The organism is Sorangium sp. So ce296, from assembly GCF_051529605.1.
Classification (GTDB): Bacteria; Myxococcota_A; Polyangia; order Polyangiales; family Polyangiaceae; genus Sorangium; species Sorangium cellulosum_D.
In genome coordinates this window covers 14,311,174-14,323,055 of record NZ_CP150325.1, presented here as the reverse complement: position 1 = coordinate 14,323,055, position 11,882 = coordinate 14,311,174, and the positions used below count along the sequence as shown (strand labels likewise).

General features: G+C 72.0%; 8 protein-coding genes. 3 read left to right on the top strand and 5 right to left on the bottom strand.

Annotated elements, in window-relative coordinates:
• Positions 1-12: 12 nt before the first annotated feature.
• The 4 genes from WME98_RS52860 to hisS all read right to left on the bottom strand — a co-directional run bounded on the left by WME98_RS52860 (position 13) and on the right by hisS (position 6,199).
• The gene (locus WME98_RS52860; protein WP_437949127.1) at positions 13-2,103 is read right to left on the bottom strand and encodes a hypothetical protein; all 2,091 of its coding nucleotides are present in this window, start codon (positions 2,101-2,103) and stop codon (positions 13-15) included.
• Between the two features lie 298 nt (positions 2,104-2,401).
• Positions 2,402-3,034, bottom strand: coding sequence for a COMM domain-containing protein (locus WME98_RS52855; protein WP_437949126.1), 633 nt, complete (start codon positions 3,032-3,034; stop codon positions 2,402-2,404).
• Positions 3,035-3,158: 124 nt separating this feature from the next.
• Positions 3,159-4,925, bottom strand: a complete 1,767-nt coding sequence (locus WME98_RS52850) for a hypothetical protein (RefSeq protein ID WP_437949125.1) — start codon at positions 4,923-4,925, stop codon at positions 3,159-3,161.
• Between the two features lie 11 nt (positions 4,926-4,936).
• Entirely contained in the window at positions 4,937-6,199 is a 1,263-nt protein-coding gene (hisS, locus tag WME98_RS52845) for a histidine--tRNA ligase (RefSeq protein ID WP_437949124.1), read from the bottom strand.
• Between the two features lie 138 nt (positions 6,200-6,337).
• Between hisS and ruvX the strand changes: the two genes are divergently transcribed.
• Positions 6,338-6,766, top strand: a complete 429-nt coding sequence (ruvX, locus tag WME98_RS52840; RefSeq protein WP_129577105.1) for a Holliday junction resolvase RuvX — start codon at positions 6,338-6,340, stop codon at positions 6,764-6,766.
• Between the two features lie 23 nt (positions 6,767-6,789).
• Here ruvX and WME98_RS52835 read toward each other — a convergent pair whose 3' ends face one another.
• Positions 6,790-8,352, bottom strand: a complete 1,563-nt coding sequence (locus WME98_RS52835) for a serine/threonine-protein kinase (RefSeq protein ID WP_049949644.1) — start codon at positions 8,350-8,352, stop codon at positions 6,790-6,792.
• 401 nt (positions 8,353-8,753) lie between these two features.
• On the opposite strand from WME98_RS52835, the gene rpsO reads away from it, so the two are divergent.
• The gene (rpsO, locus tag WME98_RS52830; protein ID WP_020737447.1) at positions 8,754-9,020 is read left to right on the top strand and encodes a 30S ribosomal protein S15; all 267 of its coding nucleotides are present in this window, start codon (positions 8,754-8,756) and stop codon (positions 9,018-9,020) included.
• 525 nt (positions 9,021-9,545) lie between these two features.
• Positions 9,546-11,819 (top strand): polyribonucleotide nucleotidyltransferase, encoded by a 2,274-nt coding sequence (gene pnp, locus WME98_RS52825; protein ID WP_437949123.1) that lies wholly within the window; start codon positions 9,546-9,548, stop codon positions 11,817-11,819.
• Positions 11,820-11,882 lie beyond the last annotated feature (63 nt).

Below are 11,882 nucleotides of genomic sequence, written 5' to 3'. Positions count from 1 at the left end.
ACCGGCGGCGTTCTACAGGGGGGCCACGCACAGGCCGTCCGGGGCCACGAAGTAGACGTGGCTGTCGGACACCGAGACGATGCGCCCCGCCTCGATGAGCGCCGGGAGGGCGTCGCCGTCGCCCACACGAAGCGCGAAGATGCCCTCCTCGCCGCCGCGCCGGCCCGCGATCGCGAGCGTCGCGCTGCTCTCGCTGCGCAGGAGGGAGTCGCTCCCGTCGAGGAGGGGTTCGCCCTCCCCGCCGGCGCCGAGGTGGTATCGCACCCACGGCGCCCCGGGCACGATCACGATCCCTTGCTCGGGCTCCAGCACGAACGCATCGGCCGCTGGCCGGCCGAGCTTCAACGCGGCGAGCGTGTCGTCGGTGAGGTTCCAGGCGTAGACGCCGAGCAGATCGTCGAAGTCGACCGGGGTGAACACCAGGAACTTCCCATCGCTGGTGAACTCCGCGGTCGTGTTCGAGGGGATGTCCTCCTGCGCGGCCACGAGGCTGCCGCCGTGCTCGGGCGACCACGCCTTGAGCCCTGCCGGCCAGTTCTCATAGGCGATCTCTCCGCGCGGTCCGAAGCGGAAGATCTCGTCGACCTCATCCTCGAGGTCGAGCTCGCGAGCGGTCGCGAGCTCGCGCCAGCGGACGCCGGTCAGCTGCGGCCGCTCCGTGCACGTCGTGATGCCGCGCGGTACGAACAGCACCGCGGAGCCGTCGCTGGAGAAGTGCAGCGCGCGCACGGCCGACGGGGCGCCGGGCAGCTCGTGACGAAAGCACCCCACGCCCGCCGCCAGCGTCTCGGCCTCTCCGCGCTCGAGATCGTGCAGGCGGAGCGCACCCTCGCCGTCGACGAACCCGAGCTTCGTCCCGTCGCCGCTGAACGTGATTCCGGCGCGATCGGCGTCGAGCGCAGGGTCATTGTACGCGGTGTCGAGCTCCTCGTCGGTCCCCGCGGCGAGGTCGACGAGGACGACGCGGTCGTCGGCATCGATGAACGCGGCGTGACGCCCGTCCGGAGACGCCCTGAGCTCGCGGCCCTCGCCGAGCCCCCGGGTCTCGCCTGCGGCCGCGTCGAACAGGGCGATCGGCGTGAGCTCGACGGGATCGTCCGGTGGTCCGAGGAGGATCTCGCTCGTCCTCAGCGCGTGGAGGAGATACCGCCCGTCGGGGCCCCAGAACACGCGCATGTCCAGCGAGTCCAGGGCGAGGTCCTCGCCGAGCACGGCCGCGCTGCCCTCGGCGAAGCTGAAGACGTGCAGCTGGCGCAGCTCGCCGCCCGCGTCCGCGAAGTACGCCGCGCGGCTCCCGTCGGGCGAGAAGCGCACGAAGGCGGCGTGGCATGGCACCCTGGACGCGATCGCCTCCGCCTCCCCCGTCAGCACGTCGACCGCGACGAGCTCCGTGGACGCGCACCCGTCCTGCCCGCGCAGGAACGCGGCCCGCCGCCCGTCCGGCGAGAACACGACCCCCGTGCGGCGCGGCGGGGCCTGCGTCTCCGCGGCCGCCATGCCCGGCCCGAGCTCGAGGAGGCGCCCCGCCTCGCTGTCCCACAGGTGGATCCCGCCCTCCGCGGCGTACGCGAAGCGGCGCCCCGTCAGGTCGAAGCCGAGCGGATCGACGTGATCGATGTCGGCGTGGACGCGGCGCGCCCTGGAGCGGCGCAGCACGCCGAGGGAGCCGTCCGGGCGCGTGGGGCACGTCCCGCCGTCGCGCACGTCGAACGCATCGCCGGTCCGGACGAGGTGCAGCCACAGCCGACACCCATCGACCATGCCTTGCCCGAGGAGCAGCCATCCGTCTTCCAACCGCTCCATCTCCACGTCCTGCCGCGTGAGGCCCCACCACAGCGTGGCGTCGAACCGCTGCGCGGAGCCGTCGAGGCTCCCCTCGGCCGCCAGCACGAACCAGCCGTCGGCTCTGTCTCCCAGCGCGAGCTTCCCCCACCACCGCTCCGTGGGTCCACTCTCGACCCCTCCGCCGCCGGAAGCGCCGCTCCCGGCGCCATCGCCCCCAGCGCCGCCGGCCGCCGCGCCGGACGGATCGCGCGGCGTCGAACCGTTATCCGCACAGGCGACGAGGAGGGACAGGAGCCCTATCGCGGATCGAAGACGCATGCGCCGAGATCTCACGCCGAGTGTCGGAAGTCAAGTGACGGGACTGTCACGCGCGCGAGGCTCGCTGTCTGGCATGATTGGCGTCATTGGCGTCATTGGCATCATAGCCATCATTGGCTATCCCGCGCCTCCGGGCTCGGTTCCCCGCCCGACTTCACGCGGCAGAGGTGGCTTATGACCTCTGCGGCTTCGTCATCGCCGTTTCGAACGCCTCGGTCGCCGCGTTCATCGAGCGCCTGACGACTCGCTATCTGTGGGCCAGGGGGTCGAAGACGCCGGCGACGAAGGCCGGGGCGCATCAACCAAGGATCTGCGCGCAGACCTGCTGCAGCTCCCGCAGCAGGTCGGGGGTGGCCTGCAGGGTGATCCGGGAGCGCTGGTCGCCCTCCTGGTAGCTCAGCGTGAGCAGGACGACGGGCGCCGCGATCCTCGCCCCGCGGCTCGCGGCCGCGATCGAGTCGATGCGCCAGTCGACGCCGGTGAGCAGCTTGCCGTGGTCGAGCAGCGCGCCGCGCACGATCTCCCGCCGCACGACCGCCCGGGCCTGGTCGTAGCCGGCGAGCAGGATCGCCTGGATCTCCTCGGCGCCGTCGCCGGGCGCGAGCGCCGCGAGGTCGGCCGCGAGCGCGGCGCGGTCGAGGTCGCGCTTGCTCGCCTCGCGCACGAGGAAGCGGCACGCCTTGAGCACGCGCGCGAGCGCCTCGGAGCCGACCTCGTGCCGGCGGCAGAACCCGTCGAGGAGCCGCTCGACGGCGGCGGGCACCGGCTCGCCGAGGCTCGGCCCGAGCGCCTCCCAGAGGCGCTGCCGCGCGCCCTCGGGCAGGTCCAGGAGCCGGCGCAGGTCGGCGGCGAGCTCCGGGGGCGGCGGCGCGCCGCCGAGGCTCGCGAGCTCGGGGCGGGGGGAGGGCGCTTCGCGGGCGGGGGTGCTCATCGCGACCTCGCCAACGATTGCCGACCTCCGCGGCGATGTCCACCGCCGCGCGGCCGCCGCCGCGCGGGCGGGCCGAGACCGCGCGGGCGGGCCGAGGCCGCCAGGACCGCGGCGCTCGGCCGGATCACTCGCTCAGCTGGATCGGGACGTAGAGCGCCCGCATCTTCGACATCGTGCCCTCGCGCGTGTACCCGGCGAGCCCGTACAGCAGGTTCCACCAGTGCCCGCCCGGCGTCTCGCCGTACGAGAACACGGGGAAGAAATGGAACTCCCACTCCATGCCCGTCCGCACCCGCCGCTCCCGGTAGAAGGTGTTGAGCGCGACCTGCGTCACCGAGTTCTGGTCCGCGAACCGGAAATAGACCGGCAGGGCGATCGTGGTGCGCGACGTCGGCGACGCGAAGTCCCAGAGGAACGGCGCGACCACGAGGTGCGTGGAGCTGCGGTTTCGACCCGAATAGAAGAACGGGTAGATGTCCGTCTCCCAGCCCGTGAGATCCCGCGTGTGACGGACCAGCGGCGTGAGCCACGTCGTGTCGCTCAACCCGTGGCGCTTGAAGCGGCCATAGAACGGGAAGAGGACGAGATCGTCGCTGCGCGGCGAGGTGTTCCGGTAATAGAACGGGAGCAGGAACGTCCGCTCCAGATCGATGTCCGGATCCCGGTATTGCCAGAAGAGCGGCGTGATCATGTCGAGCTCCGTCCGCCCTCGATAGCGGGCGTAGCCCCAGGTCGCGAAGGTGCTCTCTCCCTCCTCGCCGCGCGCCTTCACGAAGAGCGGTGTGACGAGCAGGTTCGAGTTGCCCTCGTACCCGTAATGGAAGAACGGGAACAGCGTGGTGCGATCGTAGTTCTTGCCCCAGCTGTGCCAGTAGAAGGGCATGACGTTGAACACGTCGCCCTTGCGCGAGTGCTGCCACATCAGAGGACCCCAGACGTTCGTCGAGCGGTCTCCGATGTCGCTGTAATGGTAGTAGTGCAAGAGCGGCGGGATGACCTCGTATTCGCTGCTCTCGTCGCGACCGTAGAAGTAGAGCGGGGCCAGGCCGAGATCGATCTTGTCGGCCGAGCGCGCGTCGCACGCGGGGCCGCCCTTCCAGCTGCAGAAGAGGGGGCCGACCAGGTTGAAGCCGCTCCGCGCCGTGTGGTGCGTGAAGGTGAGCAGGGGAGGGATGTGGAAGTAGCCGCTCCCGTCGTCGCTCTTGCCCTCGAAGAAGAGGGGCGCGAGCCAGTTGTCGTGCCGGCCCGGCTCCGCCTTGCGCCCGGGGCCCGCGGGGCGCCCCTCGCGCTCGCGGTGCATGAACGGGCCGACGATGGTCGTGTACGTGTTCTGGTCCCGCAGCTTCCAGAAGAACGGGAAGAGCACGTCGGCGTCGACGTCCTTGCTCCGGCGGTTGTAGTAGAGCGGCGTCACCATCGTGGCGCGGTCGCCGGGCATCTTGCGCTCCGCCCACAGGGGGAAGAGCGTCCGGAACTGGTAGCTGCCGCTCTTCTCGCCGTAGTAGAGCCCGTACCAGTCCCGCTGGATCTCCGCGGCGCGCCCGACCTCCCACTCGCCGGGGTCGTTCGTGCCGATCTGCTTCTTGACCTGCGGCGGGATCGCCAGCGGGTCCTCCGGCAGGGTCGGCTCCTGGGTCTGGATCGGGCTCTCCTCCGAGGTCGGCGCCGCGTGCGTCTCCGGCGTGCCGGGCGGCGGCTTCTGCGGCGCGCTCGAGGGGGGCGGCCCCATGCCGGGCTGGCCGAAGCTGACCTGCGCCGCCGCGACCGACGGCGCCGCCAGCGCCGCCAGCGCCGCGGCGAGCGAGAGCGCCGCGCCCGCGCGCCGCGCCCGGCCCCGCATCTCGTCCGCCGGAGCGCCGCGCGCCCCCCGCGAGCAGCCCTGCGCTCCCATCGCCTCGGAGGTCAACGCGCTCCCCGCTGGCCGCCGGGCGACGCCTCGAGGGCCCGATCCGCGAGCACGCGCGCCGCGCCCTCCAGCGGGATCTCCTCCTGCAGGTGCGCCACGAGATCCTTGATCTGGATGACGCCGCGCTCGACCTCCGAGTCGCCGAGGATCACGCAGAGCCGCGCGCCGAGCGCGTCCGCGCGCCGGAGCATCGCTTTGAGCCGGCCGCCGCGCCCGTCGAGCTCGACCGAGACGCCGAGCGCGCGCAGCTCCTTCGCGAGGAGGAGCGCGCGGTCCGCGCCGCTCTGGCCGAGCGGGGCGAGGAAGCAGCCGGGCCCCCGGCGCGCGGGGGCGTCGGGCATCATCGTGAGCAGCCGCTCCATCCCCATCGCGAAGCCGATCGCCGGCACGCTCGGCCCGCCGAGCCCCGCGACCATGTTGTCGTAGCGACCGCCGCCCGCGAGCGTGCTCTGGGCGCCGAGATCGCTCGAGGTCGCCTTCACCTCGAAGAGCGTGCGCGTGTAGTAGTCGAGCCCGCGCACGAGCGACCGGTCGACGACGTAGCGCACGCCGAGCACGTCGAGGCAGCGCAGCACGCCCTGCCAGTGGGCCCGGTCGGCGTCGTCGAGCAGGTCGAGCGTCGACGGCGCGTCGCGCGACACCTCGTGGTCGCGCGGGTCCTTCGAGTCGAGGATGCGCAGCGGGTTCTTCTCGAGGCGGCGCTGCGAGTCCTCGCTGAGCTCGCCCTTGCGCGGCGTGAAGTGGGCGAGCAGCGCCTCGCGGTAGCGCTCGCGCGTGCCCGCGCTGCCGAGCGAGTTCACGTGGACGACGAAGTCGCCGATGCCGATGCGCTGCAGGAACGTCGCGACGAGGTCGATCGTCTCGGCGTCGCAGAGCGGCCCGGGATCGCCGAAGAGCTCGCAGCCGGCCTGGTAGAACTGGCGGTAGCGCCCCTTCGCCGGCCGCTCGCCGCGGAACATCGGCCCGAGGTAGTACCAGCGGGTGACCGGCTCCTTGGCGTGGACCGCGTGCTCGACGTACGCGCGCGCGGCGCCGGCCGTGCCCTCCGGCCGCACCGTGAGCCGATCGCCGTGGCGCTCGAAGGAGTACATCTCCTTCTCGACCACGTCCGTCGTCTCGCCCATCTGGTGCTGGAAGAGCTCCGTCGGCTCGAGCAGCGGCGTGCGCACCTCGGCATAGCCGTGGAGCTCCGCGTGGAGGCGGAAGGCCCCCTCGAGCTTGTGCCAGCGCTCCACCTCTTCGGGGAGGATGTCGTTCATCCCCCGTACCGCGCGCAGTTCCATCGCGCGGCGCTTATGGTCGGAGCTGGCGAGCGGGTCAAGCCAGTCGGAGGCTTCCCGGTGCGCTCGGGTCTCGCCGGCTCACCGTCTTGGGGCTATGTGCTGTCTCCGAGAGGCATGGCGAAGGCAAAGACCCGCGCTGCGGCGATCGATCTTGGGAAGGCCCGCGTGGGCGTGGCGGTGACCGACGAGCTCGGGCTCTACGCGCACCCGCGGCCGCTGCTCGACGGGCGGAACCGGAAGGCGCTCCTCGAGGCCCTCGCGGCGCTCGCCCGGGACGAAGGGATCACGCGGTTTCTGGTAGGGCTGCCGCTGGAGATGAACGGGGACGAGGGGCCCGCCGCGCGGCGGGCCGCGGCCTTCGCGCAGGCGGTGGCCGACGCCACCGGCGTCGAGGTGGAGCTCATCGACGAGCGGCTGACGACGGTCGAGGCGGCACGGCGGCTGCGCGACGGGGGCGTCTCGGGGCGGAAGAGCAAGGAGCGGGTCGACGGGGCGGCGGCGGCGCTGCTCCTCCAGGCCTGGCTCGACGGCCGGCGCGGCTAGGCGCGGGCCGCTCGCCGGCCGGGCTACCGGCTCTCGCTGCGGAGCAGGAGGTACGCCCCGGCGGCCCCGACCGCGCCGATCGCGAACAGCACGACGTCCCACATGGGCCAGGCGACGCCGGCCGCGCGCCGGAGGACGACGGCCTCGACGACCCGCACGAGCAGCGACGCGAAGCCGTAGGCGCACAGCCCGACGACGATCGGCCGGCGGATGTTGTCGGCCAGGTCGACCGACTTCATGCTGTTGTTCCACACGTTGCGGCGCACGTGGCGCGCGCCGATCAGCGCGGGGGTGATCAGCGCGAAGCCGATCCCGGACGCGAGCAGGACCGCCTCGAGGCCGGTCAGGTTGTCGGTCACGGTGCCGCCGCGCGAGAGGCGGATGATCGCGGTGACCAGCGTGATCAGGCCGCCGGCGACCCAGAAGAGGCCGAGCACCGAGAGCAGCAGGATGAGCGGCCTCGCCATGCTCACCTGCTGCGCCTGGCGGAGCTGCATCGTCGCGGCGCGCGGCGCCGACGGCAGCGACGTGCGCGGCCCGGGCTGCACGACGGGGGAGCTCAGCTCCCGCGGCTCGGGCTCGCTCGTGTCGTAGAGCGCGAGCTCCGCGTCGAGCTCTTCCATCGTCTGGTAGCGGTGGCTGGGCTCCTTCGCCATCGCCCGCTGGATGATCATCTCCAGCGGCTCGGGGATGCTCGGCTCGAGCGAGCGCGGGCGCGGCGGGTCCTCGGTGAGCACCGCGGTCAGGGTCGCGGTCGGGTCGTTGCGGTCGAACGGGCGGCTGCCGGTGAGGGCGCAGTAGAGGATGGCGCCGACGGCGTAGATGTCCGCCCGGTGATCGACGCGCTCGCCGCGGGCCTGCTCCGGGGCCATGTACGACGGCGTGCCCATGATCATGCCGGTCTGCGTGAGCGCGGCGCCGGGCGCGTCGTCGACCTTGGAGATGCCGAAGTCGATCACCTTGGCCGTGGGCATGGCGAGGTCGCCGGTGAGGAACACGTTCTCCGGCTTCATGTCGCGGTGCACCACGCCCTTCGCGTGCGCGGCGGCGAGCGCCTTGCAGATCTGCCGGACGATGCGCACGGCGGGGCCGATCTTCATCTTGCCGACCTCCGTGAGGTAGTCGGCGAGCTCCTTGCCTTCGAGGAACTCGTTGACGAGGAACGGCCGCCCCTCGGCGGTGCGGTGGACGTCGAAGACGGTGACGACGTACGGGCTCTGCACCGCGGCCGCGGCCTCGGCCTCGCGCTGGAAGCGCGAGATCACCTGCGGCTGCCGGGCGTACTCCGGGTGCAGCATCTTGATGGCGAAGCGCTTGCTCGAGATCCGGGTGTGGCGCGCCTCGTAGACGCGCCCCATGCCGCCCTCGCCGACGACGCGCATGACCGTGTACGTCTCGTTGAGCGTCTTGCCGACGAGATCGTCGCGGAGCGCGTCATCCACGGAGTCGTCGAGCGTCGCGGCGTCGCGCGGGCACACCCTGAACTCGGCCGGGTACCGCACCCCGCAGGTGGGGCAAACCTTGGGCGTCGCGTTGTCGCTCCCGGAGCTCGGGGGCGCGTTGGCGGAGGTCGAGAGGCTCGTCATCGCGTGCGCGATATGCAGGTCCGATTGCGAGCCGCGTGCGTCCGACTGCGGTCGGGAGCCGCGCGGGTCCGACTGCGGTCGGGAAGGGTCCGACTGCAGTCGGGGAGCGTCTTCGGGGGGCCGGAGGGTGCCGGGCATCGCTGACCGAGGGTAGCCAATCGGCCGTTCTGGGGGTGACAAATCGCGCGGGCCACGTCGACCGCGTTGACGGGCGCGTTGACGGACCGGCGCGCCTGCGTATACTCGCGCGCTCCTCTGCTCACTGGCCTGAATTTCGCGGGCTCCCGCCGCTCCGGGCGCGGGGCTCGCCTTCAGGCGTCGCTTGGCCAGTCGCCGGCGTCGTGAAGACGCGCCGGCCCGGGCGCTCGGCAGCGCACCGGAGAGGCCATGGAGAGCCAGCCATGCTGCACTCGATTCAGAAGACGGACATCATCCAGAAGTACGCGATCCACGAGGGCGACACCGGGTCGCCCGAGGTCCAGATCGCGCTCCTCAGCGAGCGGATCAACCAGCTGCAGGAGCACTTCCGCACCCACCAGAAGGACCACCACTCCCGCCGGGGCCTCCTGAAGCTGGTGAGCCAGCGCCGCCGTCAGCTCGACTACCTGAAGCGCATCGACATCGAGCGCTACCGCAGCCTCATCGGCCGCCTCAACCTCCGCAAGTAGCGGATTTCAGGGCAGATTGCGCCGGTCTCGCCGGCGCGCTCCCGAGGCGCCGCGCGCCCGCGCGGCGTCCGTCTGCCCTCGGCCCGCGGTGTCGGGGCAGGTGCGAGCGCCGGCCTCGGCCGGTCTGGTCTGCCCGCTTGCCGCCGGCCTCGACCGGTCGGGCCCCTCCGCTTGCCGGCCGCAGCTCGCTGCCGTCCCATCCTCCACCCGCGCGTTCCACCCGGCACCGGCCGGCGTTCCGACCCTTCCGTTCGGGGGGTTTTGCGGCACGCACCCCTGAACGCATGCGTTTTGCGCTGGCGAGGGCGGAGCGAACGCTTTAAGGAGCACATTCATTGACCACGGGACGGCGGGCCGCTCGGCCTCACCGTTCCCGAGCGCGGGCTCCGCGCGTCTTCGTCTTCGCTTCGTGCGCAGCAGCGCGGCTCCTGCGCAGGAATCGAGGAAGAAGAGCAGCCCCTCGCGCTCGGCGTAGCGCCGCACGCAGCGGCCCTCGCGATCGCGCGAGAGAGAGCTGAAATCCTGATGTTCGTTCGTGAATCCGTCATGGTGGGCGGCCGCGCCCTCACCCTCGAGACCGGCCGCCTGGCGAAGCAGGCCCACGGGGCCGTGCTCGTCACCTACGGCGATACCATGGTGCTCGTGACCGCCGTCTCGCAGGACGAGCGGCCGGGCCTCGACTTCTTCCCCCTCACCTGCGAGTTCGTCGAGAAGACGTACGCCGCCGGCAAGATCCCCGGCGGGTTCTTCAAACGCGAGGCGCGCCAGCGCGAGGAGGAGATCCTCTCGAGCCGCCTCATGGACCGCCCGCTCCGCCCGCTCTTCCCCGAGGGCTTCAAGCGGGACACGCAGATCATCGCGACGGTCCTCTCCAGCGACAAGCAGAACAAGGCCGACGTCCTCGCGCTGACGGGCGCGAGCGCCGCGCTGCACATCTCGGACATCCCCTGGCACGGGCCGGTCGTCGGCGTGCGCGTGGGCCGCCTCGAGGGCGAGTTCGTCGCGTACCCGACGGTCGCCGACATCGAGCGGTGCGACATCGACCTCGTCGTCGCCTGCTCGCGCGACGCGATCGTGATGGTCGAGGGCGGCGCCGCGGAGGCGACCGAGGCCGAGATCATCGACGCGCTGATGTTCGCGCACGAGACGGCGCAGCCGGTCATCGACCTCATCGAGAAGATGCGCGCCGCGGTGGGCAAGCCGAAGCGCGAGTTCGTCGCGCCGGCGCTGCCGGACGACGTCAAGCAGCGCGTCGCCCAGATCGTCGACGGGGACCTCAAGGCGGCGACGCGGGTGACCGACAAGAAGGCGCGCTACGACGGCTACAGCACGCTCAAGAAGAAGCTGACCGAGACCCTCGGGGCCGAGCTCGGCGCCGAGAAGTTCCTGCCCCTCCAGGGGCTCGTGAAGGCCGAGTTCGAGGAGCGCAAGGCGCACGTCGTCCGCACGTACGTCATCGAGGAGGGCCGGCGCATCGACGGCCGCGACGGCAAGAGCATCCGGCCGATCATGTGCGAGGTGGGCCTGCTCCCGCGCGTGCACGGCAGCGCCCTGTTCCAGCGCGGCGAGACGCAGGCGATCGTCACGACGACGCTCGGCACCTCGACCGACGAGCAGAAGATCGACGGCCTGATGGGCGAGACGTGGAAGCGCTTCTACCTCCACTACAACTTCCCGCCCTTCTCGACCGGCGAGACGAAGCCGCTGCGCGGCCCCGGCCGTCGCGAGATCGGCCACGGCGCGCTCGCCGAGCGCGCGCTCTCCCGGATGATCCCGCCGCCGGATCAGTTCCCCTACACGATCCGGATCGTGTCGGAGACGCTCGAGTCGAACGGCTCGTCGTCGATGGCGGCGGTCTGCGGCGGGTGCCTCTCGCTCATGGACGCGGGCGTGCCGATCAAGTCGCCCGTCGCCGGCATCGCGATGGGGCTCATCATGGAGGGCCAGCGCTACGCGGTGCTCTCGGACATCCTCGGCGACGAGGATCACCTCGGCGACATGGACTTCAAGGTCTGCGGCACGGCGCGCGGCGTGACCGCGATCCAGATGGACATCAAGATCGCCGGCCTGAGCCGGCAGATCCTGATGCAGGCGCTGGATCAGGCGCGCGAGGGGCGGCTCCACATCCTGAACAAGATGCTGGAGACGCTGCCGACCACGCGGCCCGAGCTCAGCCAGTACGCGCCGCGGATCACCACGGTGCGCGTGAAGCCCGACCAGATCCGGCTCATCATCGGCCCCGGCGGCAAGACCATCAAGGGCATCGTCGACCAGACCGGCGTCGCGATCGACGTCGAGGACGACGGCACGGTGAACGTCGCGTCGTCGGACTCCGACGCGGTGAAGCGGGCGCTCGACATCATCAAGGGGCTCACCGCCGAGCCCGAGGTCGGCGCGACCTACAAGGGGACGGTCAAGCGCATCACCGACTTCGGCGCGTTCATCGAGATCCTCCCGAACACCGACGGCCTGCTGCACATCTCGGAGATGGCCCACACGCGCGTCGAGCGCGTCGAGGACGTCCTCAAGGAGGGCGACTCGGTCGACGTGAAGGTGCTGAGCGTCGATCGCGACGGGAAGATCCGGCTGAGCCGGCGCGAGCTGCTCCCGCTGCCGGAGGGCGAGGAGGGCGATCGGGCGCGCGAGCGGATGGCGCAGGCGCGCGACGCCGGCCCGCCGCCGCGGCGCGACGGCCCGGGCGGCGGGCGTGGCGGCGACCGCGACCGCGGCCCGCGGCCCGGCATGGAGCGCGATCGCGGCGGGCCGCCGCCGCGCGAGCGCCGCGAGCGCCGCTCCTAGCCACGAGATCCCGGGGGGAGGTCATGCCGCGCTGCGGCGCGCGCCGACCTCCCCGTCGCTCAC

Coding starts and splice junctions, on each gene's coding strand:
- WME98_RS52850 (WP_437949125.1), bottom strand. CDS start 4,925: ATGGGAGCGCAGGGCTGCTCGCGGGGGGCGCGCGGCGCTCCGGCGGAC.
- ruvX (WP_129577105.1), top strand. CDS start 6,338: ATGGCGAAGGCAAAGACCCGCGCTGCGGCGATCGATCTTGGGAAGGCC.
- WME98_RS52835 (WP_049949644.1), bottom strand. CDS start 8,352: ATGACGAGCCTCTCGACCTCCGCCAACGCGCCCCCGAGCTCCGGGAGC.
- WME98_RS52855 (WP_437949126.1), bottom strand. CDS start 3,034: ATGAGCACCCCCGCCCGCGAAGCGCCCTCCCCCCGCCCCGAGCTCGCG.
- rpsO (WP_020737447.1), top strand. CDS start 8,754: ATGCTGCACTCGATTCAGAAGACGGACATCATCCAGAAGTACGCGATC.
- hisS (WP_437949124.1), bottom strand. CDS start 6,199: ATGAACGACATCCTCCCCGAAGAGGTGGAGCGCTGGCACAAGCTCGAG.
- pnp (WP_437949123.1), top strand. CDS start 9,546: ATGTTCGTTCGTGAATCCGTCATGGTGGGCGGCCGCGCCCTCACCCTC.
- WME98_RS52860 (WP_437949127.1), bottom strand. CDS start 2,103: ATGCGTCTTCGATCCGCGATAGGGCTCCTGTCCCTCCTCGTCGCCTGT.